This is a genomic window from Paenibacillus sp. QJM3NY_38, assembly GCF_056173265.1.
The window spans coordinates 2,956,685-2,978,979 of the sequence record NZ_CM149665.1; the positions used below are offsets into that span (position 1 = coordinate 2,956,685).

At 35.4% G+C, this 22,295-nt stretch carries 40 protein-coding genes, 1 tRNA gene and 1 pseudogene; 41 read left to right on the forward strand and 1 reads right to left on the reverse strand.

What is annotated here, in order from left to right; translation table 11 throughout:
• The first annotated feature begins 266 nt into the window (after positions 1–266).
• From AC0VZ8_RS13550 to AC0VZ8_RS13595, 10 genes are all read left to right on the forward strand, one after another.
• Positions 267–644 carry a hypothetical protein gene (locus AC0VZ8_RS13550; RefSeq protein WP_431785848.1) on the forward strand — a complete coding sequence of 126 codons (378 nt, stop codon included), beginning with the start codon at positions 267–269 and terminating at the stop codon, positions 642–644.
• A 145-nt stretch (positions 645–789) separates the two neighbouring features.
• Positions 790–863 (forward strand) — tRNA-Ile (locus AC0VZ8_RS13555).
• Between the two features lie 160 nt (positions 864–1,023).
• On the forward strand, positions 1,024–2,157 hold the full coding sequence (locus AC0VZ8_RS13560) for a hypothetical protein (RefSeq protein WP_475487186.1): 1,134 nt from the start codon (positions 1,024–1,026) through the stop codon (positions 2,155–2,157).
• A gap of 82 nt (positions 2,158–2,239) precedes the next feature.
• Positions 2,240–3,427, forward strand: coding sequence for an AAA family ATPase (locus tag AC0VZ8_RS13565; protein ID WP_475487187.1), 1,188 nt, complete (start codon positions 2,240–2,242; stop codon positions 3,425–3,427).
• A gap of 135 nt (positions 3,428–3,562) precedes the next feature.
• A complete protein-coding gene (locus tag AC0VZ8_RS13570) occupies positions 3,563–4,315 on the forward strand; it encodes an HNH endonuclease (protein WP_475487188.1) in 753 nt (250 codons plus the stop codon).
• A 10-nt stretch (positions 4,316–4,325) separates the two neighbouring features.
• Entirely contained in the window at positions 4,326–4,820 is a 495-nt protein-coding gene (locus AC0VZ8_RS13575) for a 3D domain-containing protein (RefSeq protein WP_475487189.1), read from the forward strand.
• Positions 4,817–5,125: a DUF1599 domain-containing protein gene (locus AC0VZ8_RS13580; RefSeq protein ID WP_475487190.1), complete on the forward strand. Its 309-nt coding sequence runs from the start codon at positions 4,817–4,819 to the stop codon at positions 5,123–5,125. Before AC0VZ8_RS13575 ends, AC0VZ8_RS13580 begins: the two co-directional genes overlap by 4 nt.
• Positions 5,100–5,636, forward strand: coding sequence for a 5' nucleotidase, NT5C type (locus AC0VZ8_RS13585; protein ID WP_475487191.1), 537 nt, complete (start codon positions 5,100–5,102; stop codon positions 5,634–5,636). Before AC0VZ8_RS13580 ends, AC0VZ8_RS13585 begins: the two co-directional genes overlap by 26 nt.
• 370 nt (positions 5,637–6,006) lie before the next feature.
• Complete coding sequence (locus tag AC0VZ8_RS13590; RefSeq protein WP_475487192.1) at positions 6,007–6,243, forward strand: hypothetical protein; 237 nt, start codon at positions 6,007–6,009, stop codon at positions 6,241–6,243.
• A 47-nt stretch (positions 6,244–6,290) separates the two neighbouring features.
• Positions 6,291–6,536, forward strand: coding sequence for a hypothetical protein (locus AC0VZ8_RS13595; protein ID WP_475487193.1), 246 nt, complete (start codon positions 6,291–6,293; stop codon positions 6,534–6,536).
• A gap of 547 nt (positions 6,537–7,083) precedes the next feature.
• Here the strand turns inward: AC0VZ8_RS13595 and AC0VZ8_RS13600 are convergent.
• Complete coding sequence (locus AC0VZ8_RS13600; RefSeq protein WP_431785858.1) at positions 7,084–7,215, reverse strand: hypothetical protein; 132 nt, start codon at positions 7,213–7,215, stop codon at positions 7,084–7,086.
• Positions 7,216–7,499: 284 nt separating this feature from the next.
• Between AC0VZ8_RS13600 and AC0VZ8_RS13605 the strand changes: the two genes are divergently transcribed.
• From AC0VZ8_RS13605 to AC0VZ8_RS13755, 31 genes and pseudogenes are all read left to right on the forward strand, one after another.
• Positions 7,500–7,700 (forward strand): hypothetical protein, encoded by a 201-nt coding sequence (locus AC0VZ8_RS13605; protein WP_475487194.1) that lies wholly within the window; start codon positions 7,500–7,502, stop codon positions 7,698–7,700.
• 44 nt (positions 7,701–7,744) lie between these two features.
• Positions 7,745–7,993, forward strand: a complete 249-nt coding sequence (locus AC0VZ8_RS13610; protein ID WP_475487195.1) for a hypothetical protein — start codon at positions 7,745–7,747, stop codon at positions 7,991–7,993.
• 34 nt (positions 7,994–8,027) lie between these two features.
• On the forward strand, positions 8,028–8,576 hold the full coding sequence (locus AC0VZ8_RS13615; protein ID WP_475487196.1) for a hypothetical protein: 549 nt from the start codon (positions 8,028–8,030) through the stop codon (positions 8,574–8,576).
• 6 nt (positions 8,577–8,582) lie between these two features.
• Positions 8,583–8,822: a hypothetical protein gene (locus AC0VZ8_RS13620; protein WP_475487197.1), complete on the forward strand. Its 240-nt coding sequence runs from the start codon at positions 8,583–8,585 to the stop codon at positions 8,820–8,822.
• A gap of 34 nt (positions 8,823–8,856) precedes the next feature.
• On the forward strand, positions 8,857–9,117 hold the full coding sequence (locus AC0VZ8_RS13625; RefSeq protein ID WP_475487198.1) for a hypothetical protein: 261 nt from the start codon (positions 8,857–8,859) through the stop codon (positions 9,115–9,117).
• Positions 9,118–9,161: 44 nt separating this feature from the next.
• Complete coding sequence (locus AC0VZ8_RS13630) at positions 9,162–9,338, forward strand: hypothetical protein (protein WP_475487199.1); 177 nt, start codon at positions 9,162–9,164, stop codon at positions 9,336–9,338.
• 35 nt (positions 9,339–9,373) lie between these two features.
• Positions 9,374–9,943 carry a hypothetical protein gene (locus AC0VZ8_RS13635; protein WP_475487200.1) on the forward strand — a complete coding sequence of 190 codons (570 nt, stop codon included), beginning with the start codon at positions 9,374–9,376 and terminating at the stop codon, positions 9,941–9,943.
• Between the two features lie 13 nt (positions 9,944–9,956).
• Complete coding sequence (locus AC0VZ8_RS13640) at positions 9,957–10,226, forward strand: hypothetical protein (RefSeq protein ID WP_475487201.1); 270 nt, start codon at positions 9,957–9,959, stop codon at positions 10,224–10,226.
• 50 nt (positions 10,227–10,276) lie between these two features.
• On the forward strand, positions 10,277–10,675 hold the full coding sequence (locus tag AC0VZ8_RS13645) for a hypothetical protein (RefSeq protein WP_475487202.1): 399 nt from the start codon (positions 10,277–10,279) through the stop codon (positions 10,673–10,675).
• 38 nt (positions 10,676–10,713) lie between these two features.
• Complete coding sequence (locus AC0VZ8_RS13650) at positions 10,714–10,953, forward strand: hypothetical protein (protein WP_475487203.1); 240 nt, start codon at positions 10,714–10,716, stop codon at positions 10,951–10,953.
• 32 nt (positions 10,954–10,985) lie between these two features.
• Positions 10,986–11,270, forward strand: a complete 285-nt coding sequence (locus AC0VZ8_RS13655) for a hypothetical protein (RefSeq protein ID WP_475487204.1) — start codon at positions 10,986–10,988, stop codon at positions 11,268–11,270.
• A gap of 18 nt (positions 11,271–11,288) precedes the next feature.
• Positions 11,289–11,561, forward strand: a complete 273-nt coding sequence (locus AC0VZ8_RS13660) for a hypothetical protein (RefSeq protein WP_475487205.1) — start codon at positions 11,289–11,291, stop codon at positions 11,559–11,561.
• Positions 11,562–11,585: 24 nt separating this feature from the next.
• The gene (locus tag AC0VZ8_RS13665; protein WP_475487206.1) at positions 11,586–11,951 is read left to right on the forward strand and encodes a hypothetical protein; all 366 of its coding nucleotides are present in this window, start codon (positions 11,586–11,588) and stop codon (positions 11,949–11,951) included.
• Positions 11,952–12,209, forward strand: a complete 258-nt coding sequence (locus AC0VZ8_RS13670) for a hypothetical protein (RefSeq protein WP_475487207.1) — start codon at positions 11,952–11,954, stop codon at positions 12,207–12,209. It abuts the gene before it with no gap.
• Positions 12,210–12,242: 33 nt separating this feature from the next.
• Positions 12,243–12,413 carry a hypothetical protein gene (locus AC0VZ8_RS13675; protein ID WP_475487208.1) on the forward strand — a complete coding sequence of 57 codons (171 nt, stop codon included), beginning with the start codon at positions 12,243–12,245 and terminating at the stop codon, positions 12,411–12,413.
• Positions 12,414–12,920 (forward strand): siphovirus Gp157 family protein, encoded by a 507-nt coding sequence (locus AC0VZ8_RS13680; RefSeq protein ID WP_431785873.1) that lies wholly within the window; start codon positions 12,414–12,416, stop codon positions 12,918–12,920.
• Positions 12,921–13,133: 213 nt separating this feature from the next.
• Positions 13,134–13,298, forward strand: coding sequence for a hypothetical protein (locus AC0VZ8_RS13685; RefSeq protein WP_475487209.1), 165 nt, complete (start codon positions 13,134–13,136; stop codon positions 13,296–13,298).
• A complete protein-coding gene (locus AC0VZ8_RS13690; RefSeq protein WP_475487210.1) occupies positions 13,291–13,593 on the forward strand; it encodes a hypothetical protein in 303 nt (100 codons plus the stop codon). Before AC0VZ8_RS13685 ends, AC0VZ8_RS13690 begins: the two co-directional genes overlap by 8 nt.
• 60 nt (positions 13,594–13,653) lie before the next feature.
• A pseudogene (locus tag AC0VZ8_RS13695) lies at positions 13,654–14,482 on the forward strand (ATP-dependent DNA ligase).
• 72 nt (positions 14,483–14,554) lie between these two features.
• The gene (locus tag AC0VZ8_RS13700) at positions 14,555–15,064 is read left to right on the forward strand and encodes a hypothetical protein (RefSeq protein WP_475487211.1); all 510 of its coding nucleotides are present in this window, start codon (positions 14,555–14,557) and stop codon (positions 15,062–15,064) included.
• Between the two features lie 11 nt (positions 15,065–15,075).
• A complete protein-coding gene (locus AC0VZ8_RS13705) occupies positions 15,076–16,575 on the forward strand; it encodes a replicative DNA helicase (protein WP_475487212.1) in 1,500 nt (499 codons plus the stop codon).
• 14 nt (positions 16,576–16,589) lie between these two features.
• Positions 16,590–17,660 carry a DNA primase gene (locus AC0VZ8_RS13710; RefSeq protein ID WP_475487213.1) on the forward strand — a complete coding sequence of 357 codons (1,071 nt, stop codon included), beginning with the start codon at positions 16,590–16,592 and terminating at the stop codon, positions 17,658–17,660.
• A gap of 122 nt (positions 17,661–17,782) precedes the next feature.
• A complete protein-coding gene (locus tag AC0VZ8_RS13715; RefSeq protein WP_431785905.1) occupies positions 17,783–18,028 on the forward strand; it encodes a hypothetical protein in 246 nt (81 codons plus the stop codon).
• Positions 18,029–18,120: 92 nt separating this feature from the next.
• On the forward strand, positions 18,121–18,390 hold the full coding sequence (locus AC0VZ8_RS13720) for a hypothetical protein (protein WP_431785906.1): 270 nt from the start codon (positions 18,121–18,123) through the stop codon (positions 18,388–18,390).
• 35 nt (positions 18,391–18,425) lie between these two features.
• A complete protein-coding gene (locus tag AC0VZ8_RS13725; protein WP_475487214.1) occupies positions 18,426–18,695 on the forward strand; it encodes a hypothetical protein in 270 nt (89 codons plus the stop codon).
• A 33-nt stretch (positions 18,696–18,728) separates the two neighbouring features.
• The gene (locus AC0VZ8_RS13730; RefSeq protein ID WP_475487215.1) at positions 18,729–18,914 is read left to right on the forward strand and encodes a hypothetical protein; all 186 of its coding nucleotides are present in this window, start codon (positions 18,729–18,731) and stop codon (positions 18,912–18,914) included.
• A 33-nt stretch (positions 18,915–18,947) separates the two neighbouring features.
• Positions 18,948–19,745: a hypothetical protein gene (locus AC0VZ8_RS13735; RefSeq protein ID WP_475487216.1), complete on the forward strand. Its 798-nt coding sequence runs from the start codon at positions 18,948–18,950 to the stop codon at positions 19,743–19,745.
• Positions 19,746–19,794: 49 nt separating this feature from the next.
• Positions 19,795–19,932, forward strand: coding sequence for a hypothetical protein (locus AC0VZ8_RS13740; protein WP_431785910.1), 138 nt, complete (start codon positions 19,795–19,797; stop codon positions 19,930–19,932).
• An 18-nt stretch (positions 19,933–19,950) separates the two neighbouring features.
• Complete coding sequence (locus AC0VZ8_RS13745) at positions 19,951–21,597, forward strand: DHH family phosphoesterase (protein ID WP_431785911.1); 1,647 nt, start codon at positions 19,951–19,953, stop codon at positions 21,595–21,597.
• 37 nt (positions 21,598–21,634) lie between these two features.
• A complete protein-coding gene (locus AC0VZ8_RS13750; protein WP_431785912.1) occupies positions 21,635–21,859 on the forward strand; it encodes a hypothetical protein in 225 nt (74 codons plus the stop codon).
• A gap of 241 nt (positions 21,860–22,100) precedes the next feature.
• A complete protein-coding gene (locus AC0VZ8_RS13755; protein ID WP_431785913.1) occupies positions 22,101–22,241 on the forward strand; it encodes a hypothetical protein in 141 nt (46 codons plus the stop codon).
• The last annotated feature ends 54 nt before the right edge of the window (positions 22,242–22,295 follow it).

Genomic DNA, 22,295 nt, shown 5'->3' on the forward strand with positions numbered 1-22,295 from the left:
TAGCAATGATGGTCGTATAATAGTCTCAATAAGCGAACAAACGTTCTCAAATATCATAAAACGACAGTTATCGACATGAAAAAGATAATATTACCAAATTATCTTGATAGTCAACAATAATTCGGGGGGAATGTAATTCTATTGTCTAATTCTGTAAGCAGGAATACAATGAATTTACAATAGATTGTGATATGGCATGTAATCATTTTAGCTGTTAGTCATGCAGCTGGTTGAAAACGACAAGATGGGGATAAGGAGACTGTGATATGGATGACAACCTTAAGCGACTGTTGGACATTGAGAACACTGCTATAGAGTTGATTGCGATGATTAACTTTTTATTTCAAACGGACTACAAAAAACTTCTACGTGATTGCATTGGATTAACAGGAAAGGAAATTAACAAGTATGTGTATGATAAACGAAGAGAGAAGATTATGAATACTCGGTATTCTAATATAGATGAGTTTGTTCAAGAATTTCTGGTGGCAAAAGAAAGGGCATTAGAAAGGCTTTTTCAGGAACCGCTGAACTCAGCCAAGTTATCAAAGCTGGAAATCATGGACGACCCAGTTCGTATTTATGAGATTCATAGCAAACAAAAGCCAGATATTAGGTTTATGAATTTTGTTCGTCTAATTTAGGGGGGAGGCAAACAAGCTGGACTTAGTGGTGAATTCGGCTTGAAACAGAATTAAAAAATAAAAATAAACAAATTATTGACAATAAGTAATTGCGATGGTATTCTGAATATGCATCTTAATCAAATAATAGTTACATCAAGAAATTGGGCCTTTAACTCAGTTGGTTAGAGTGTCGAGCTCATAACTCGGTGGTCGTAGGTTCGAGTCCTACAAGGCCCACCTAGCTAAAACAACGTGCAATGCACGATGACATATAAATTTGAACTCTTTAAAGGTGGTGATGAGAATACAGGATAAGTTGAGAAGCCCTCCCTTATAACTGATCAGTCACATAGAATATAACTACAATAAACTAATTATAAGGGAGATAAATATACATATGGCAGATTATAAAATCAAGGTAAACAAGACTCATAGTGGCAAGGAGTTCAAAAGCTCTTTTAGATTCATTGGCCAAGTCGGACAGGTAAGTAAGAAGGATAAAGATTCGGGGAGCTGGGAAAAGCAGCCTATCTACTTCCAAAAACCAACGTCAACAGGAAAGCAACGCAGAGTTCTGCAGTTCGAAATTGAAACAGCGTTAAGCAATCGACTTCGCTTGGAACTGGCAGGCATGGAGATGCAGTATGCATACCCATATAGCAGCAAGCATAAAAAAGCAGCTAAAGTAGCTTGGGCAGATCGAAACGATAAAACTAAGTTCCCTGATGATACATATCATGCAATTGAAACGGATTGGGATAAAGCCGAACGTCTCGGTCAGATGATTAAAGAAGGAGACTGGGTTGAGGTTAGAGGTCAATATCAATTTGACACTTTTAGTCCAGAAGATGGCGAAGAGAAAGTATTTATGAAACGTATAATCAGTTCTGTTCGTCCGATCAGAGATGGGCTTATTGTAAATGATGATGGTACAACTCAGACAGTTAAACATGCTGGAGAAGAGTTTGACTACATTACGGATTTCAACGATACAAACTTCCGTGAAGTAAACTACTTTACAATGCAGATTGGTATTCGCAGCACATACCAGGAAGAGAGCGGAGATACAAAAGTAAATGCTACCTTCCTGGACTACGGTAAGGAGCGTTCTGAACCAAAAGACGTTGAGTTAATTGTTTACCAAAAAGAGGTTCCAGAAGGCAAGAAATCCATGGCCGATGCATTTGCCTCACTGAATACATATGATTTCATTGAAGTAACAGGACAAGACAATAACCGTGCAACATTTACTTATGTAGATGTGGTTGAGGAATTGGCTTCTGATGACCCATTTAGCGATGTCGATGAGTCCGTAAAGGTAACACGCAAAGAACGTGTAACAAGCGGAGATAAGAAAGGGCTCGAAATCATTGGTTATGTTCAAGGAAGTTTGATGCGGGAATTGCTCACAGAAGAAGAGTTTAGAAAAACAGCAGCAGTTACGACTACAAATCCATTTGAGTCCAATGATGATCCATTTAACAACACTTCAGATCCCTTTGCTGTAGATGAATTTGATCCGTTTGCATAATGCTTGATAAGCTATATCTTAGTGGTCTGCACGTTATAGTGTAGACCTTAACATAAATATATTTAGGGAGCGATATGAATTAATGAAAAATTGGAGAAACAAAGTCAGAGGAAACACCCCGAAAGTTGAACTGCATTCCATTACCAGCCTTGTGGCGGGTACTTACAAAACGGGTAAAACGAGATTGTGGAAGGAAGTAACGGAGCTTCATTATGAAAATCCAAAGGAAGAAACTTTGTTGTTGGCATGGGAACCTGGCTTCGAGACTTGGGAACTAGAAGAAAATGTTCTCCCAATTTTTGAAGAAGGATCTGATGAAGAGGCATGGAAACAATGGGAATTTTTTAAGAAAGAAGTTGTTCCTGGACTAGTTCAAGAGGCTAAAGAAGGAAAGAAAGTTAAACTTATTGGTTTTGATACTGTAGATCGATGCATTGATGCTGCCACTGCATGGCTCCTTAAAGATAGAGCAAAGAAATATGGAGTTAGACAGATTGCTTCACTCCAAGAGCTTACCGAGGTATCCAAAGGAGCAGAGAATGGATATACAGCACTTTATGATGAAATGAAAAAGCCCATCGATTCTTTGAAGGCTGTAAAGTATGGAATCATGGGGCTTGCCTGGACCAAAGAGAAGGAAACAACACTTTATAACGGAATGAAATACAACTCAGTTGAACTTATGATGCATCAAACTGGACGTAAAATTTTTGAGTCTCAGGCAAGCTTGATTTGCTGCCTATTCAATGAAGTTGTTGTTACCGATAAGGCTGGAAATGAAGTATCTGAGAATATCAAAACCAAGACAGGTAAAGAGAAGGGTCACAACTTCCATGAAACACGTACAGTGATGGTGTTCAGACCAACAGAATATATTTCAATCGCTGGTGGACGATACACTGACCTTCCTGAAGACCCTGTTGAGTACAGTGCCAAAAACTTCCTAAAAGTATTTGAAGATGCAGTTAAAGGTCAACTCAAAAAGACAACTAAGAGCATTGAAGAGTTGAGGGTAGAACAAGAAGTTGAACGCAATGAACAAGCAAAAGAAGTTGCTGAACGTATCGAGGAATCCAAAGAGAAACAAGTATCACCAGATGAGTTGAAATCTAAGATTGCAACTGCTATGCAGCGATTCGATTATAATCAACGGAAAGATTTGATCGGCCCCAAATTCCTTGAGTTGTTAGGCGAGTTAGACTATCGCAAATCAGATGATACCCTTAAGTTGACTGAAGTCCTCAAGTTTATTGAGGGGTTGCAAGTGTAATACATAAGTTTTGATGAAAGACAGTTTTTATAAATAAATATAATTAAACATATACAACATATAGTGGTTTGGAACAGACTGAACCACTATATGTATACATATCAGGAGGTCGAAGATGGGAAGCAAGAAATCAAAATGATTAAATTTTTAATTCATAGTAAAAATTGGCTTGGCTATAACAAATATATGATTTTTGATGAGTATGCAATCATAGAGTCTAAGTTAGGCAGAAAAATATATATTGACGTAGAAGACGTAGAAAAGTGCTTATCGTATTTTTGGGTTATTAATAAAAATGGTTATGCTCACACTGGAAGTGGATCAAATAGAATAAACTTACATAGATATCTCATTCAAGCACCCGATGAATTTTATGTTGATCACAAAGATAGAGACCCATCGAATAACAGGAAAAGTAATTTGAGACTATGTAATGAACAAGAAAACGCTCAGAATATTACTAAATCACCAAAAAGAAAAACGACATCTAAGTATAAGGGTGTAAAAAAGTCAGGAAGCAATTGGCACGCATACATTAGCAGGAAAGAATCAAAGAAACAATACCATATAGGATCATTCAGCAATGAAGAAGCGGCAGCCAATGCTTATAATTTTTACGCACTACTTGAGCATGGGGAGTTCGCGTCATTAAATGACTGCACACCGATGAGCGAAGACGAGTGGAGAAAATATAAGCGTGAAAAAGAAAATCCAATTAAGAAGATGAATTACTATTTAGATAAAAAAAGTAAAAAATGGAGGACTGAAAAACGATATAGAGACTCTGATGGAAAAATGAGGAAAAAATATTACAAATCATTTCTAACAGAAGAAGAAGCAAGAATGTACTGTAGAAATGTAAATATTAAAAATGGTTATTTAGATTGAGGGATGAAAAATGATCGCTATAAATTCTTTATTGTTAATTATATCAATGGTATTGTATCAACCGATTGAAATAGATGACAATGCGACAATCGCTACAATAAAAAACAGTAATCAAAGTCGGGAAGTTATTGATAATCTAACGATTATTAAAGAAGAAGACAAAACAAATACTAGGCAAGAAGAAGAATGGATGTACTTTACCTTAACTGCATATACAAATGGCCCAGAATCAACAGGAAAGCGTCCTGGAGACAAGGGTTACTCGATTACAGCATCGGGAAAGAAAACTCAAGAAGGGCGAACTATTGCTGCTGACACAAGAGTGCTCCCTATTGGAACACAGGTATACATAGAGAATGTGGGTTATAGAACGGTTGAAGATACAGGATCTGCAATTAAGGGCCAGAAGATCGATGTGTTCATTGAGGACTTAGACAGGGCTCTTGAGTTTGGGAGAAAAAAGCAAGTACGAGTAAAAATAATTAAAATGGGTGATGGTAAATGAAAACACAAGAACAATATATTGAAGAAGTATGTGACAACGTTAAAAATCTACTGAAGAGAAAGAATCATGATTATGGTAATTCATTTAGTCTTCAATTTGAAAAGTATGGGATTATGTCGGCATTGATCAGAATGGATGACAAGATGCGAAGACTGGAAAATCTAATTAAAGGTAAAGAAGCTCAAGTCGATGAGTCGATAGAAGACACCTTACAAGACCTCGTTGGTTATGGAAATCTTGCACTTGTTGAACTCCAAAAATTGAAAGAGGGAGGATTGAATGGCGAAAAAACGTTTGGCGGTTGACCAAGATAATGTTATTGCTGACCTTTTGTCGGAATGGGTAAGGCGATACAACAACGATTATAACGACACTTTAACACCTGAACAGGTGGATTGTTGGAACTGGCACCATCTATGCAAGCCTGAATGCGGTACAAAGATATATACATATATGGACGATCCTGATTTATTTCTTAACCTTCCAGTAATGGAGAGTAGCCAAGAAGTATTAAGAGAACTCAGTTATACATATGACGTTTACATAGTGACAGCACCTTTTAATCCGAATAATGTTGTCCCTAAGTATAAGTGGCTGAAAAAACACTTTCCATTCCTTGATGAAGAGAAATTTGTATTCACAAGAGATAAGAGCATTGTGAAGGCCGAATATCTAATCGATGACAAGCCAAAAAACCTGGAGACGTTCCAAGGAACTAGAATTCTCTACACAGCTCCACACAACCTTGATGAAGAGCGTTTTTATAGAGTAGATAATTGGGATGAGATACGAGAAATATTATTAGATTGGAAGTGATCTAAGTGAATTTTAACTATGACAGATTCATTGATTTGATTGTGTATTTTGAAGAAGACGATGTTAATTACAGTGAACTCCAGGAGATCCGTGATAAACTCAATGACTTTAAAGAGATGGTAGAGGATAAGATGGAGCAATATTATATTGAATAGATATAAGACTATCAAATACATATGCGAGACTGAAATAGATGAGATGGTGAGACGAGTGCTTGATCGCAAATCTGATATTAACCATGTTATCGAAGCAGCGAAGGAATCAAGGAAAGAATTTGGACTCAAGGTTCAGGAGCTTATTGAACGTCTTGAGTCTCTGTAAAACCTGTATTTCAAAGAAAAAATATAAATATGGAGGGATAAATTTTATTATGGAAAATAAGTTTATTGTAGTTTCACTGGATGATTGGGAAGGTTTGTACTTTAGAGGAAAGTTGATCGCTGATGATCATCAGATTCGCCGCGAGAAATTGGTCAGACTAATGAAGCAATACAACGTATTAGATGTAGATTTTGAATATTTGAATCAAGAAGGCGAATCGATTGTTCAGGATTCAGGAAGCATGTTCGATACATACGAAGAAGCGAAACAATATTTAGATAGTTGAAATAATTGAGATGAAATTAGGATTTTATAAAGAAAGAAGGGATTTGTATGGGAGAATGGAGCGACCGAATTAACGCTTTTTGGTTGGGAGGGATGGGATATGAGTACATCGCTTGGAAAGGATCTGTAGATGTCTACGTCTATTCCTGTGATAGTTATCCTAGCCCTCCAGAAGAAATTATCTATTATGGAAAACGAATCGAGACTGTAGAGGATTTCGATGATGCATTAGCCCATGGAAAACGTATGAAGGCAACCTATTGTGAAGTGGGGACTGGTGCATTTGGCGACTGAAGGACTAACACATCAAGAGTCATGCAAAAGATGTGGCGAGGAAATTTTTGAGTCAGAGAATCTAAGTAGATGTTTAAGATGTGGAAAGGCAACTGAGCGTGAAGTCAGTGGAACTGAATATTATAAAAATAAGCAATTAGAAAAGGTAATATTAAAGGAGGGCAGCTAACATATTTGATGAGCTGAATGTCAAGAGAAATAAGGACAATACGTATGTAATGCATGTAAAAGGGTTGATTAGTAAAGAAGTTAAAGGCAAACATGAGTTATTTGTACATAAGATGAATAGCTTTCCCTTGGAGCTTGAACGGGTACAGAGTCAGGATTTTGATCAGTATCCTTTGTTTATGCCTCGATCAAGTAATTGGTACTTGAATATTAAAGCCCAGCTGCTTCCAAACAAAAAAGGTGAAACCATGCAGTTGAGAACAAAGCCTAAAGCAAGAAGAATTCTTAGTATTAGGTAAAAATAAGGTAGGTCAAAAATAAAGGTTCCTCCAGATGTTATCCAGCACCTGGAGGAGAAAAAATAGGTTATGAAGGAGTCTTACTTAAGTTTGCTGAGTTGACGCTGAATTTGTTTCTCGATATCTTTAGTGATCTCACGTTCTGCTCTACGAAGTTGGTTTTTAATCTGAGACTTAGAACCACTGAGATTAATTTTGATCTTTTTAGCCATATCAATCACCTCGATTCACTATATGTTGTGTAACACTATATAATTTAACCCGATATATTGTGTTTGTAAACCATATTTTTCATTTTTATTTTAATCTTTATCCAGAAGGGTGGATTAGTGTGTGGCAACCAATACTTTTAATCATCTATCTCAGTGTATTAACTTATCATATTGTTCATGTACTTAAAAGGGAGAAAAATTATAAATCACTACAGGACAAAATAAAGAAAAAAATTAGGTTTTGATCAAACTGATATTTCTTAGAGAAAAGGAGAGGAGTTAACTTGCTATCAAATGAAGAATTAGAACTATACAGCAAGACATTGGAGAGCAGAAAGTTTAAGGAAATTGTCCTGACCGATGACGGCTGTATGATTGTTTTTGAAGGCGATTATGTTATGAAATTCTGGTCTCAGGGCTATGACAACTTTAATGCAGAGGTATTAAAGAGAGTACCCTCATATAGATACGATCCTATTGAATAAGTTTATAAAATCGATCTTGATTTAGAGAAGAGGTTTATTAGAACATGATTTTTTCAAGAAAAGCAAATATAGATGACTTTATTAAAGAGAGTTCAAAGTGGGAAAAAGAACTCCATTCAGAAGTTAGGCGCTTGATCCATCAGGGTGAATCACGAGCAAAAGCAGTTCTTTGTTTTAGAAATTATAAAGGTTGTGGGTTAGAGGAAGCGAAGCGAGTAATTGATTCTTATATGAGTTTTCTGGAAGCGTGGAAAGACTTCGGTAACAATAAGGATGTCTATGTACAGTATTGATCAAATCGATCATTTACCAAGAAAGGAGCACTTAATGAATGATGATATCCAGTTCCTAAAGGAACTACAAACAGAACTAAACACTCAAGTAAGTGACTGTCAAGCTTCACCACGATTTTGGGTGATTATGGATTACAGAAGGGTTCCTGGTCATGAAGATTATGATAGTGGTGAGTATGAGTATTTTCATAACGATGGGGATCATGTGAAATTCGAGAGTTTTAATGATCTAAAAGAGTTCATTGAGGAATATTACGAGGAAGAAATTGACGATGAGTTAAGTTGGTATTTGAGTGAGGGTGACTTTGAATACCTCTGGCAATACATAATAGACAACATGAATGATGACGGATATTTTGATTCAGTTTTTGTTAAAGAAGAAGAGTTCATTGTTCCAAACACAATGTTTTTAACGAAAGAAGAAGCGAAGACACATTTAAAATTAAATCACTACCACTATACAAGTAAGGCACATACATATGCAATGACAGTCTGGAGAGCACCGAAGGTTGAAAGATTGTTGAAAATATTGAGTGAATTTGATTTTGATTCACTTAAAGAAGATAAGGAGACTGGGAATTGATTGAGGATGAAGAAAATGAATAGGCTAGTTGCCGATGCAAATGAAGTGTTTTTCGATGGTGAAGCTGATGAATATGCAGGGATTATCGTCCATTATCCAATCAGTCATGATGATTGCATAGAGATATTAAGTTACGCTGCAAAGCTAAAGAGTTTAGGATTTTCAAATAGAAAGATCATTGAGCGAATGATGTGGAAACCTGTAAATGGACTAGGAACAAGAGATTTGAATAAAGAGTTTGAATAAATCAGCATTTTAACAAGAAAGGAAGGAGAATTTAATGTATAAGTGTAAGCAAAGTGTTATCCTCGAAGATAACTTTGGAATGGAACATCAATTCCTAAAAGGACATAAATATTCTTTGGAAGATAGCACAGAAAAAAATATTTATGGAAGAGGATTCGGATATACTACCGTCACTAAGAAGTCATGCTATTTTTTAACTGAAGATAAGATTAACAAGTATTTTGAATGGGAAGATCCTGTTTATGCAATTGGAAGTTATGGAGGAAAAATAATGACCTGGTCACTTGTTGATTGATAAGTGAATATAAATAAAATAGTAAAATAAAGGAGAGATAATACATGAGTGGAGAATATGCACTTCGAATATTGAAACATGAACTACGAGACAAAGAGCTTGAAATTAAACATTATGAACAAAACCTTGACAGTACAATGGGAAAAACAATTACAAGGCTAAAACATCAGATCTATGATTTGGAATTCGCAATAGAATTGCTTGAAGAGTATCAAGATTGATAAAATGAAACTTTTTCGGAATAGGAGGAAACTTATTGACTTGTATAGTAGGTTTAGTCCATGATGGCGTGACATATATTGGCGGAGATTCTTTGGGCTCCAACGGATACTTGGGCATTAGCAGAAAAGATAAAAAAGTATTCCACTTAAAAGATATAAATAATGCTATTGCTGGCTTTACATCTTCATATCGCATGGGACAATTGTTAATGTACGGTACAGGATTATTCGACCCCAGAGATAAAGAGAAAATCGATCATGAATACATGGTCACACATTTTATCCCAAAACTGATTGAGTTATTTGAAAATGGAGGATTCAACAGGAATAATAACGGTGAGAAAAGCGGAGGAGAATTTTTAGTGGCATATAAAGATAAGTTATTCTCTATTGACTCCGATTATCAGGTTGGCGAAGCCTATGATTCATATAGTGTATGTGGATGTGGAGAAGAGTTTGCTTTACATAGCACTCAGAATATCGATGATCCGATTCAAAGAATAATTATGGCTCTTAGAGCTGCAACGAACTTCAGCACTGGAGTAGCACTACCGTTTCATATTTTAAACACTAAAAATAATGATGTTTTAACTTTTGAAAATTAGGGGGATAGATAGCATGAGTTTAACACCAGCAGAACGGGAAGCTGTTCTAGTTTTCGATGAAAAGTCGAATATGTATCATATTTTTTGCAGTTCCAGTAAAGAGCAAACCAGAATGAAACGAGCAGGATTTGAGCCTTATAAGACAGATGGCGAAGGCAATATGTATTATCGCGTGGAGCGCAATCAAGTTTCATTTAGGGCGAAGAGCAAGCCAAGACAATGGACAGACGAACAGAGAAAGGCTGCAGCGGAGAGGTTGGCTAATGCAAGGCTTAATAAGTAAAAATACATATTTAAATAAAATGAGAATTTCTTTGAAAAGAGGAGGGTGAAATGAGAATAGTATATCAATTATTCTTCTTGTTGGGGTGTATATCTACAACAATATCAATTTCTTTTGCACTTCAGGAAAACTATCTTTTCGCTGCTGTCACCGCTTTTTCTGGTTCTGTTCTTGTATTGGCCTCCTTGGTCATTCAACAAGTGCATACAATAAAAATATTAAATAGAAATAAAGAAGAGGTAGATAAAGTGGGCGAACTGTATGAGAAAGCGGAAGAGATTTATCAACAACAAGATGATGGAAGATGTTTTTATTATCAAGTAATTAAGAGCCGCTTGTTTGATGAGGGGACAAAAGTAGATAGGAAGGTTATCGATAAAAATATAAGTAGCAAAGCACCGACTCTCGTTCTTGATATTTATGGAGGAATTTTAGGCAAAAACTTTTAATCAATTCGTGATTTTATCGAGAAAGTGAGATTGAGAAAATGCAAATCAATAAAAATGAAAAGCCTTTAGATAAAATGTTCAAAGAGATTATCTTGGATACTTCAGTAATGAAAGCTTACAAATTGGGTACTGCAAATATGGCAAAATTTTTAGTTGATGTCTTGGAACAGATGGAAAACAGAGGATTCAAAACAGTTGAAACAAATGATCTTAGAGATGTAATTAACAAGGCTATGCTAGATGACATAGAAACATATGCTTATTTTGAAAGACTATAAAATTGTAATTTTATCAAGAAGGGAGTAGTAAGGTGACAGACGCTCATGAATTCAAGCAATTGTTAGTGAGTACCAGAAAAATTTATGCTGAAACAAACAAAGCAATCAAAGAATACATAGGAAAAGAAGTTAAGATTCAGAACCCAGAATTAGAGTTGCCTAGATACATTAACACATATCAAATTGAGTATATTGATGTGTCGGAAAATAATGTTTGCCTGTCTTGGCTAGATGAAGACGAGAATGACAGGATACTAGAAGACTTAAGCAATTCGTTGAGAATGCTGAATTCGTATGAAATAGATAGTACATTGTAAGATAAGGGGGCGTTATAGGTGGTAAAAATTGAACGAACCAGTGGAGCGAATTATGTGAAGACAGTTCAATGTGGAGACATGGTTTTAATTGGTGAGTATCCGTATATTGTTTCATTCGTGAATGGAGGACACTATCTTGTAGGTCTGTCTGATGGAAATCGTTGGTCGGATGTCCCACTGGAACCAGGAACCAATGAGTACGATCTGGTTCTATATATTGACGATGACAATAATTCAAACATCGAATTACTCAAACCAAATTCTTTCGATTTGACAGTCAACATAAAATAGAAATTTGATTAAGAAAGGAAATATATGAAGAATTATAAAGAAGAGAAGATTACCGAGACGAAGTTAATTCATGTCTCCACAACCTGTAATAAATGCGGAATAACAAAAGAGCCAGAACAGGTTGATCACTATATTTGGGAAACCTTTGCCTATGATTTTGCGATACACTTCAAGGAAGGAAGTCAATATGAAGAACAAAAATGGATGTTCGATATTTGCGAAGAATGCGTTATTGATTTCGTGAAGACATTTAAGATTGTTCCGCAATACTTCAATGGAAGTACTTCTAGTCAATCTCAAAAAGTATTTGATGAGTGGAAGAAAACTGATCAAATCAATAATGCCTTATACTATAATTCAATTTTAAGTTCCACCAAGAAAGGACTATAAATGAACGCTATCTACGAACTAGAAAAAGCAAAGATAGATTTCTATATGATCTTTAATGAGAAGTCAGACAATTATAATTTTGCTAACACAGAGCATATAAAGCTTGTAAATAGATATGGTTTGTATTGTGGGGATGTTGCCCAGGCAATTGAGTTGGCTAATCTTCACACCAAAATTCAATTAGATTCTGCAACCTGCGGAGTTGTGCTAGATGATTCTGTATTGTTCAGTTTAATTGGAAATGGATTTTCTAAATAAATGAGGACTTTTATTAAAAAATGAGGACAATACATGATTAAAAATATCAGGAATTTTATCTATAAAGGTATCATTGAAACCATGACGCTTAAAGATGAGTTTGAGAATGAATTTATAGCAGTGACTGATCGTGTACGAACAAAGAAACACAAAATGGATTTAAAAAGTAAGTATAATGATAACAAAATAAAGGGGAATGATTAAATGAAACTTTATGAGCTCACTGATAAATATAGAAAGTTTAATGATTATGCGAATGAAATGCTTGAGGAAGACATGACTGAAGAAGATATCCAGGCGCTTATTGATAACTTAGAAGCGATTGATGATCTAATTGAGAATAAGTGTGAAAACACTGTGAAAATCCTTAAGAATATGAGCGCTGATATTAAAGCACTTAAGGATGAAGAAGATCGTTTAGCTAAGAAGCGCAAAGCGCTACAAAATCAACACGATGGGCTAAAGAATTACATGAAGACAATGATTGAATCTAGTGGCAAAAGCAGTGTAAATGCAGGTCTATTTAAGGTTCGTCTACAAAAGAGCAATCCATCTCTAAATGTAATTGATCCTAAACTGATTCCTGATACATATAAAATCGCTCAAGATCCAAAGATTGATTCCAAAAGTATCTTGGCAGCTGTTAAAAACGGCGCAAAGATTGATGGAGTTCAGCTTGTCACAGATAAAAAACATTTAGTTATTTCGTAAAGCTGGAAATACAAATAAACTCGGTATATAATAAAGATGCCGAACATGAGCATTAAGGAGAGTGCATCTTATCGCGATTACGCTAGTGCTGGAACATTTTGCGTAAGAGATGCATTTTCTCTTAGTTAATAAAATAAACATATACAAATAAGATAAATGGTGGTATAATGACTTCAACAGGTTGTTAACCACCATTTTTATAAGGAGGAATACATGGATTACTCAATTAAAGAAATACTGGCTATTTCACGTGCTTGTGGGGTTGAATGTGAGTTGAACACTGAAGACCCAGGGGTCTTTATGGTGAGGAACGATGGAACCAGAGAGAAAGTTGACATATTTGAACTCTTTGAGACAAAGGAGGGATGTGATGAGTAAATACACAGAGCAACAAAAAGAAGGCTATATTGATTCAATGTTGATGCTAATAAAGAGCCATCTGATGAAATGTGATGTTGAAGATATAAAGATTGATAAGTTCAGAAACGTTGCAGGGTTCTACAGGCAAGATGGATCACCAATTGCTCAAAAAGAAACTGGAGAATATACATATAAGATTGGCAATAGATATAATACAATTGATAATAAAGTGTATTCTATAAGCGATTTAAATCAGTTAGAGAAGATGATGAATTACAAAGTCGAAATATTAGATTCGATATTAAATACATAACTTACCGCTAAACATCGTTAACCTACTTTGATAAACTACCTATTAAGGTAGGTGACGACAGTGTTTATTTCCCCAATGCTGCTAGAGTATGCTGCAGATAACAAGCCATTCGATGAATGACAACTACATAACCGAACTAAAATTGGACGGTATTAGGTTGATCGTTAGCAATATTGACAAAGTTAGATTGTATACTCGACATAATAATGAGATAACAGCCAACTTTCCAGAGCTGGTTGATAACATAGATGTGCCTCCAGGAACTATACTCGATGGCGAACTAATTGTTCCAGGAGTTGACGGTAAGCCTGACTTTGAAGCCATGATGGAGAGATTTAAGTCCAAAAAGAGCAAGCACAAAGCTATGTTCTGCGCATTCGATATTATTAAATATAAAAATAAAGATATGCAGAATTTACCTCTTATCAATCGTAAAGAGGCTTTGGAAACCTCTTTTTCAGATAGTCAGTATGCGGCCAAGTCTAAGTATTTGCTGGGAAGAGGAACACAATATTTTGATTTGGTAAAGAGCCAAGGACTTGAAGGAATTGTAATGAAAGATGCACAGTCAAAGTATGAGATAGATAAACGGTCATCTAAATGGTTAAAAGTGATTGCCTATGACATGAGAGAGATTTATATAGTTGGATATCGAAAGAGTGAGTTTGGGTGGCTGTTGTCAGATGGCCAAAGACCATTAGGAATTATGGAACTGGGAGTTAAACCTCATGAGCGGAAAGCAGGATTTAAGGTGTTCCAACAATTAAAAACCAAAGAGACTAAAGATATGGTTTACCTGGAACCAATTATAAGATGTGAAATCAAGCATCGAGGATATTACAAGAGTGGGATGTTACGACTACCTGTATTTGAGCGTTTTATTATTTAGGAGGTGATAAAGCTGGCCAAACAAAGACCAGTCAAATGTCCGATCTGCACACAGTATGGCAGCAGAGAGGATATGATTTTAGAGAACAAGAGATTTTATCATAAGGAATACTGTCATCCTAAGTTCCTGAAGGAAAAGGAAAGGAAAAGAATTGAGAATGAACAGTGGGATGCCTTATTCCAATACTTGCTCAAGTTGCACGATATTATTGTTTTGCCTACAGGTAATATAACGAGACTGCAGGATCTACGAGCAGGATTTACTTTTAAAGACGGTAAAAAGGTGCGACAGTGGAAGAGTGGCCCTGATTTTGCTTTGATGCTTGACGCTTATAAATTGGCTGAAGACAGCATTAAGTGGTGTATTACAAATAAACTGGATAATAGCAACGATGAGAAGGCAATTAACTATTGCATGACTATTATGACTAATAAACTAAATGAGGCAAATGAAAGAAGAAAACTAAAGATGCGCCAGCAAAAAGAGATTGCTTCAAATCGAGAAAATCCACAATTAAATAAAAATATAGAAATATATTATAAAAAGCAAAGTAGCAGTACGGATATTTCGGAGTTTCTATAAGGAGGGGTTACGTGACGGATTGGAAAAACAAACTAAGTAAAGAAATCATCATATCCGAAGGATGTCTAACAGGTCTGTTTTGGAGCAATCCAGATAACTATAACTTTTTTTCTGAGGAAAAGATCAACTATAAGTCTTTTATGAATCCAGTATATGGTTATTATTTTACACTAGGCAGAAAATTGAGTGAAAAAGGTATAAAAGTATTTGATGATATATCAGTTTCACAGATAGTAAGGGACACAAATACAGTTGATACATATGAAAAATATGGTGGTTACGAAACAATCCGTGAACTTCAAGAAGAAGTTAAAGATAAGGCTGATAACCTAGAAGCTTACTATAGCGAGGTGAAAAAATATAACTTAATTGTTAAACTGATCGGTTATTTCGGTGACAGAGTGATCACCCAAGACGGTAAGTATGATTATAAAAAGATGACCAAAGAGCAGTTGCATACATATTGGAATGATAAGATACTCCAACTCGGTCTTGATGGAGACAACAAATATGACGAACACTATTTGTTAGAAGGACTTGAAGATGAAATTCAAGAATGGGATGAAAATCCTGCTGTTGGTTTACCTTTTTACGAAAGTAAGAGAATGACCAAAATTACTACAGGTTGGGATTTTGGTCATGTATACATGTATGGTGGTTTCGGAGGTTCTGGTAAAACGAGCCTTACTGTCAACAAAGTTATCATGTCATGTATTCAACATAAAGAAAAGTTGCTTGTTATTGCAAATGAGCAAAGTATTTCAGAATTTAAAAAGGCATTGATTGTAACAGCTATGGGCGTTGGAACAAAAGAGTATGTTGACAGACAGAAGTTAAATGAGGGCAATTTTTCAGACGAAGAAAAAGCGAAATTGCGTAAAGCTGCCCAATGGGTTAAGAATCTCAGCGATGGCGATGAAAAACTTATCACATTTGTTTTTATGGAAAATTACATAATGGATGATGTGAAGAAACTAGTTAAGCATTATGCTGCGAGAGGAATACGTAGGATAATCATCGATACCGGAAAACCATCTGAAGGCGATGCTAGTATGGCTAGATGGGAACGGTTCGTAGAGGACATGAAGGAGATTTATAAGTTAGCACGACCGAATGGCGGCGGCCTTAATCTGGCTGTTTGGGTAAACGTGCAGTTGGCAGATTCTGCACTGAAGATGAGATTTCTTAATGAATATGCTCTTGGTGATGCAAAAAAAATCAAGAATGAAGCATCTGTTCTTATTTTAGGCAGATTTATGTGGGACGATGAGTATGAAGGTGGAAAGCATGAACTTTTGGTTAATCAATGGGATGAGTTTGCAGGAGACTATATCGACAAACCAATGAAAAAAGAGAAAGGATTCCAATATTATTTGTTGTTTTACGCCAAGAACAGGCGAGGAGCTGACAATAAAACAGGACAAAAAGTTCTTGTGTTGAAGCCATATTTTGGGATTAATACATGGTATGAAGTAGGATATACAACTGTGTACGATGATCGCAATTACTAAAGGAGAGGAGGCAAATGTCCGACTCACTAAAGCAACTAAAAGAGCGTATATATAACGAGGGAACAATTGGTTTACTATTAGAGGGATTAGATTGTGATAATATCAAGTTCAACACTGGACGTATTGGAGACGATTTGGTGACAGCTCGTCTACCAGGCTCTAAGAACAATAGGGGAATACAAATATACCATACACCAACATTGCATACAGAATTGGTCGGTGAAGGTATTAGTGGAGACATATATAGTCTAGTGGGTTATATTTTGTATGACTGCAGGAGTTTTGATGAAGTTAGAAGTAAACTTTATCAAATTAAAACTCATATATGCAATTTATTAGGATATGAATATACAAACAATGATTTTATCACAGAAAAACCAAAAAAGGATTGGAATTGGTGGCTGAGAGATGTTCAAAAGCAGCGACCCATGAATTATGAAATTACTAAAAATCCGATTCTTGATCAACAGATTCTTAATGAATTCATTGCAGGACCTTGGGAAGGTTGGGTTAATGAGGGCATTGATGTGAAAACGCAAATAGAGTTTGGCATAGGATATCACATACCAACTCAAAGAGTTACTATCCCCGTGCATAATGTTAATGGAGAACTAATAGGAATAAAAGGACGTTATTGTGGTAATGATCCTGAAATCAACAAAGATAAAAAGTACAACTACATTTATCCATGTAGCAAGACCATTGAACTGTTTAATCTTCATCGTGCTTTGCCACATATAAAAAAATCAAAAAAGGTATACATATTAGAGGGTGCAAAGTCATGCATGCAACTATGGTCTTGGGGAATTAAAAACTCTGTTTCTATAGAGGGGGACAGACTTTCACCTGTACAGGTAATGATACTTAAGGGGTTAGGGATCGATATTGACTATGTTTTTGCATGGGATAAGGGCAAAGACAGAGATTTTGTCATAAACCAAATCAAACCCATGAAGAACAGACTGACATACTATCTTTATGATAATGAAGATTTGTTTACTGATAAGCAATCACCAGTAGATCGAGGTATCGATGCATGGAACCGTCTAAATGAAGTAGGGATGCACAGGTACCAGCCTAAATAAAATCTAGTTTTTATCCAGAATTAAATAATTTAACCAAATCACCAAATATTGAAACAATTACGCTTGACATTATTCAATAACATAAATATAATTAAAATATCAGATAGAAGGGGATGAGTCGATTGTCTGATCAACTTACAGATAACTTACCATTAACAGAGACGGAGGACAAGGATGAAGCCAGATTTCTGAGGGTAGATAAAGTAAAGTTCAGGGGGTGTAATTTAACCGAGGGTAAGCTATACGAAATTAAGCGGTATTATACGGCACAAGGATTCTTTTCAAATGGTGAAATGTATGTCATAGACGATATAGGCAAGGAAAATTATTCAGCGCTGATGTTATGTAAGACAACACTTTATAAATAAAAATAATACATAGCGTATATTTATGAGAGGCCAATCACTGATCAGACAAAGCCAACGCCTCTCTATCTTTTAAAAAGGAGAGATGAATCTATATGAGTAAAACGCAGACCCATGAGATCATATTGACGGATAAAAACAATAATCAAGGAATTACATTTAAAGAGTTGTATGAAGATATACTAACCGAGATTGATACATATAAAAATCTAGGTATGCTAGATGAATTAATGAATCAAACTATTCGATTAAGTTTGGTTGACGCAAATGGAATAGTAGTTGAAGGTCCAGCCACGCTTGCCGTTGGCTGGTTAGAAAGTGAAGGTGTTCTCATTACCGGAAATATTGAAAATGTGTTTTCATAAAATTTGAATTTGATTAAGAAAAGGAGTGATGCTGAATGAGTGAAGTACAAACCTACGAAATTGCTATGACGAATAAAGACAATAACGAAGGAATTACATTTAAGGAACTTTACGAAGATATATTGACTGAAGTCGAAACTTACAAAAAACTGGGTTTGTTAGATGAGTTAATGAGTCAAAAGGTTAAATTGAATCTGGTTGATCGAAAGGGAAAAATTATTGATGGCCCAGCCACTCTTGCTGTTGGTTGGCTTAAGAACGGTGATGTTCTTATCACAGGGAATGTAGAAGGTATATACGGATAAAAGAAGAGTTTTATAAAGAAAAGGAGAGCACCGATGAATATTAGTGAAGCAAAAGCAGTAGTTAACAAACTAGAAAAGTTTATTATTGATCTTCAATTATATGACTGGAACGAAATTTTTGAAAGTGTTCCAGATAGCGATGAAATAAAAGACGAAATTGAAGGACTGCTAGATAGTAGCAGAGGCGCTATTACAGATTTGAGAGATTTCTTTGAATAAAAACATACTTTCATTAAGAAAAGGAGGTTGAGTGTGAGGGAATTTAAAGACTTTATTGAACGAATAGACTTAAACATCATCAGACTCAATAAGCAGAGAGAATTTCTCGTAGATTCTACTTTTAACCCAGAACTTTTATTCGACAAGGCTTCAGAGACTCTGAACCGTAAAGATGTTTTGTTTGACATTATGAGCGTTTACGAAGACGGAGAAAGAAAAATGAATGTTCACGAGTTTCAAACCTTCTTATGTTCGCTTGTAAACGAGTTTTTTAAATCAACATTACAAGACGAAAAGATTTCGATTAAAGTTCGTGACCGAATGTGTTATCCTTCAATATTTGCGGTTTATCACAATGACAATGAAGTGATGCAATTTAATATCTTTGAACGTTACTATGGTAAACGAAATATGAGAACGAAAGAAGAAATTGAACAGTATTACAAGAGACAAGAAAACGAAAAGCACGAAGAACTAGAATTTGTGAAAGAAAAAATATCTGACATGAAAGCAGCTAAGAGTAATCCCATGAGATACATAATCAATTATCACAAGAAACGAAATACCCATATAGTTAAAAAGCTATACTATTGTGCAAAAGAACTTGCCTTGAGCATCATCCAGTTCAAAAAGTTGACTGGCCTAATGGAAAAGGCTTTAGAGAAATATTATGGACAGCTAAAAGAGATTAATGACAGATATGAAAGGTACTATAACTTAGAAGAAGATCTAAAGAATTTACAAATAAGAGAAGAAATTATTTCTAAAGTAGAGCCGATCTTTATAAAGTATGGATATAGGTTAGAAACTGAAAGTCATAAACTTTACTAACTGATAAAACTTCGATTTCATCAACTTTTACTAGGAGGACTCAATTAATATGCGTAAAGCCAATATTCAAGTTATCAATAAGAAAACAGGTAAAGAAAATAAGGCTTTGACACACAAGTTTATGAAGTCCATTAATACATATGAAAAGTTTGAGTTTCCAAATCATTATAAAATTCGTATTTCATAAAAATATACAAGGTGGTGAGTGGACATATCTCAATGGAAACAAAGAATTCCTAAGATACCGTATAGCGAATATGACACGCTGCATGAGAAGTTAGCCAAGATTAATGGAATTGAGGATATCGATGCATTCCTTGATCCAGATGAGACGGCTATCCATAGTCCATATCTACTCAAAAATATGGATTCACTGGTAGAACGAATCATTAGAGCAATCAAAAACAACCTGAAGATATTCGTATTTGGCGATTGTGATGCAGATGGATTGATTTCTGGAATTATTCTTTATAAATATCTGCTCAACTTCAGCGAAAATGTAGAATTAGAGTACGTTGAGAGAAGCACTGGACATGGTACGCAGCATATCATCAATGAAATACCTGAAGACACAGACTTATACATAGCAGTAGATAGCAGTAGCAATGATGTTGAGGAAATGAAACTCTTATCGTCTAAGGGAATTGAATGTTTGGTAATCGATCACCATACCGTTACAACTGACAATCCATATGCTGTTTTGGTTAATCCTCAACAGGAAGGTTGTAGATATCCAAATAAGAATGCCTGTGGGGGATTGCTGGTTTATAAGGTATGTCAGGTCTTAGATGATTACATGAATACGAACTATGCCGAAGACTTCAGCGATCTACCTGGGTTCGCACTAATGGCAGATATGATGTCAATGAGAGAGATGGAGAACAGGTATTATGCCAGACACTCATTGGTGAATTTGAAACACTTTGGTTTAAAAGCGCTATTTGAAGCGATGAATAAGGACATAAATAATTTAACCTCAACAGATTTTGTTTATGGGGTGTCACCAGCAATTACAGCTGCAACAAGATTAGATAATATTAAATTAGCTATAGATCTCCTTATGTCTAATCAAGAATCCCCGACTACATCTTCATTAGTCAAACAACTAGTTGAAGCAAATGAATATCGTAAAAAGATTCAAGCGGAAGCATTAGAGGTCTGGAAGCCTATTGTAAATAATAGAGATAAAGCTGTAATGATTTTTGATCCGACATTGGGTCGTGGGATGAATGGGTTGGTTGCACAAGAGTTGTCCAAGACTTTTAACAAACCAGCTATAGTATTGGGTCAAGGCGATAACGAAGATGTTTGGGCAGGAAGTTTTCGTGGCTTAGATGGCTTCTCTATGCTTGAGTTACTACAGAAGTGTGAAAATGTTCTTTATGCGGCAGGGCATGATTCTGCTGGTGGTATTCAATTATTAATGCAGAACTTTGAATTACTGAAGCGAGAATTGAATAAACAGTTGTGGGAGTTTGAACCCGATGACACTCTTTATTATGACCTTGAGTTTGATATAGATGACGTAAATGAGAAACTGATTAATTCGATAACCAATTTCTATAGAGTTAGTGGTAGAGAATTTGAATCAGGTAACTTTCGCATTAAGGGCTTGTTTGTTGAAGACAAAAAGTTGATGAGCAAAATGAAAAACACAGTCAAAATTATCTGCGATAAAATTCATCTTATGAAGTTCAAGACAGATGAAGATTTTTATAATAATGTCCCTGTGTTTAGTGAGATTGAAGCAATTGGTACACTAAACGTTAATGAATGGAAAGTATATAAGCCCAGATTCAAGATAGTTAAGACTAATCAACTGTTCATTGAAGATTACAAAGTTGTTATTTAAATAAACATAAACAATACAAATTAAGGAGAAATGATAAATGTATAAATTTTACGCAATCCTAGCAAATGAAAAAGGTACCAATGTTGTAAAAGGATTTGAGAATGCAGAAACACGACTTGATACCGAGATCGCTGCTGAAGAGTATGCTAAAGCAAATGGACTTAAGTTTCTAAATGTATACCCTGTTCTAACTCAAAGAAAGCAAGGGCAAGTGTTGACTAAGCACTCGAAACATCGCAGAGCAACGCTCGGTCATCGGTGATACATATGAGATTTAAATTTACCGAACATGCTCTTCAAAGAGTTGGAGAAAGTAAAGTTAATATTGGGTCTCTCAAACGAGAGATCCGAACACTTCCAAAAATTGAAGGTAAATTGTGCTGGAAAACAAAGTATGGAGTTTTGGTATTGGAGAAAGTGAGTGAAACCCTGATCATTGTTAAGACGTTTATTGCCCGATACAAGTACAGAGGAAAGAAATATCATAAGGGATGTAACACATTTTGATTATGGAAGACAATAATACATATTTTGGGCCAACCGTTGGCAGTGATGAAGATGTTGAATTTGAAAGGGTTCTGAGTGGAGAAGTTGATGATGAAAAACCCTTATGGATAAAGGATTTTTTGAATGAAGAATCATAATAAAATTGAGTTTTTATCAAGATCCAAGTGTGGTGATAAAGAATAAAACTAAAC

Bases quoted from the DNA above. Each gene is read 5' to 3' on its own strand.
- AC0VZ8_RS13570 (WP_475487188.1), top strand. From the start codon at position 3,563: ATGATTAAATTTTTAATTCATAGTAAAAATTGGCTTGGCTATAACAAA.
- AC0VZ8_RS13685 (WP_475487209.1), top strand. From the start codon at position 13,134: ATGGATTACTCAATTAAAGAAATACTGGCTATTTCACGTGCTTGTGGG.
- AC0VZ8_RS13645 (WP_475487202.1), top strand. From the start codon at position 10,277: ATGAGAATAGTATATCAATTATTCTTCTTGTTGGGGTGTATATCTACA.
- AC0VZ8_RS13640 (WP_475487201.1), top strand. From the start codon at position 9,957: ATGAGTTTAACACCAGCAGAACGGGAAGCTGTTCTAGTTTTCGATGAA.
- AC0VZ8_RS13720 (WP_431785906.1), top strand. From the start codon at position 18,121: ATGAGTAAAACGCAGACCCATGAGATCATATTGACGGATAAAAACAAT.
- AC0VZ8_RS13600 (WP_431785858.1), bottom strand. From the start codon at position 7,215: ATGGCTAAAAAGATCAAAATTAATCTCAGTGGTTCTAAGTCTCAGATT.
- AC0VZ8_RS13730 (WP_475487215.1), top strand. From the start codon at position 18,729: ATGAATATTAGTGAAGCAAAAGCAGTAGTTAACAAACTAGAAAAGTTT.
- AC0VZ8_RS13740 (WP_431785910.1), top strand. From the start codon at position 19,795: ATGCGTAAAGCCAATATTCAAGTTATCAATAAGAAAACAGGTAAAGAA.
- AC0VZ8_RS13675 (WP_475487208.1), top strand. From the start codon at position 12,243: ATGATTAAAAATATCAGGAATTTTATCTATAAAGGTATCATTGAAACC.
- AC0VZ8_RS13620 (WP_475487197.1), top strand. From the start codon at position 8,583: ATGAAGAAAATGAATAGGCTAGTTGCCGATGCAAATGAAGTGTTTTTC.
- AC0VZ8_RS13575 (WP_475487189.1), top strand. From the start codon at position 4,326: ATGATCGCTATAAATTCTTTATTGTTAATTATATCAATGGTATTGTAT.
- AC0VZ8_RS13700 (WP_475487211.1), top strand. From the start codon at position 14,555: ATGATTTTAGAGAACAAGAGATTTTATCATAAGGAATACTGTCATCCT.
- AC0VZ8_RS13630 (WP_475487199.1), top strand. From the start codon at position 9,162: ATGAGTGGAGAATATGCACTTCGAATATTGAAACATGAACTACGAGAC.
- AC0VZ8_RS13615 (WP_475487196.1), top strand. From the start codon at position 8,028: ATGAATGATGATATCCAGTTCCTAAAGGAACTACAAACAGAACTAAAC.
- AC0VZ8_RS13665 (WP_475487206.1), top strand. From the start codon at position 11,586: ATGAAGAATTATAAAGAAGAGAAGATTACCGAGACGAAGTTAATTCAT.
- AC0VZ8_RS13690 (WP_475487210.1), top strand. From the start codon at position 13,291: ATGAGTAAATACACAGAGCAACAAAAAGAAGGCTATATTGATTCAATG.
- AC0VZ8_RS13750 (WP_431785912.1), top strand. From the start codon at position 21,635: ATGTATAAATTTTACGCAATCCTAGCAAATGAAAAAGGTACCAATGTT.
- AC0VZ8_RS13565 (WP_475487187.1), top strand. From the start codon at position 2,240: ATGAAAAATTGGAGAAACAAAGTCAGAGGAAACACCCCGAAAGTTGAA.
- AC0VZ8_RS13710 (WP_475487213.1), top strand. From the start codon at position 16,590: ATGTCCGACTCACTAAAGCAACTAAAAGAGCGTATATATAACGAGGGA.
- AC0VZ8_RS13680 (WP_431785873.1), top strand. From the start codon at position 12,414: ATGAAACTTTATGAGCTCACTGATAAATATAGAAAGTTTAATGATTAT.
- AC0VZ8_RS13595 (WP_475487193.1), top strand. From the start codon at position 6,291: ATGGGAGAATGGAGCGACCGAATTAACGCTTTTTGGTTGGGAGGGATG.
- AC0VZ8_RS13550 (WP_431785848.1), top strand. From the start codon at position 267: ATGGATGACAACCTTAAGCGACTGTTGGACATTGAGAACACTGCTATA.
- AC0VZ8_RS13580 (WP_475487190.1), top strand. From the start codon at position 4,817: ATGAAAACACAAGAACAATATATTGAAGAAGTATGTGACAACGTTAAA.
- AC0VZ8_RS13625 (WP_475487198.1), top strand. From the start codon at position 8,857: ATGTATAAGTGTAAGCAAAGTGTTATCCTCGAAGATAACTTTGGAATG.
- AC0VZ8_RS13610 (WP_475487195.1), top strand. From the start codon at position 7,745: ATGATTTTTTCAAGAAAAGCAAATATAGATGACTTTATTAAAGAGAGT.
- AC0VZ8_RS13560 (WP_475487186.1), top strand. From the start codon at position 1,024: ATGGCAGATTATAAAATCAAGGTAAACAAGACTCATAGTGGCAAGGAG.
- AC0VZ8_RS13590 (WP_475487192.1), top strand. From the start codon at position 6,007: ATGGAAAATAAGTTTATTGTAGTTTCACTGGATGATTGGGAAGGTTTG.
- AC0VZ8_RS13650 (WP_475487203.1), top strand. From the start codon at position 10,714: ATGCAAATCAATAAAAATGAAAAGCCTTTAGATAAAATGTTCAAAGAG.
- AC0VZ8_RS13670 (WP_475487207.1), top strand. From the start codon at position 11,952: ATGAACGCTATCTACGAACTAGAAAAAGCAAAGATAGATTTCTATATG.
- AC0VZ8_RS13585 (WP_475487191.1), top strand. From the start codon at position 5,100: ATGGCGAAAAAACGTTTGGCGGTTGACCAAGATAATGTTATTGCTGAC.
- AC0VZ8_RS13725 (WP_475487214.1), top strand. From the start codon at position 18,426: ATGAGTGAAGTACAAACCTACGAAATTGCTATGACGAATAAAGACAAT.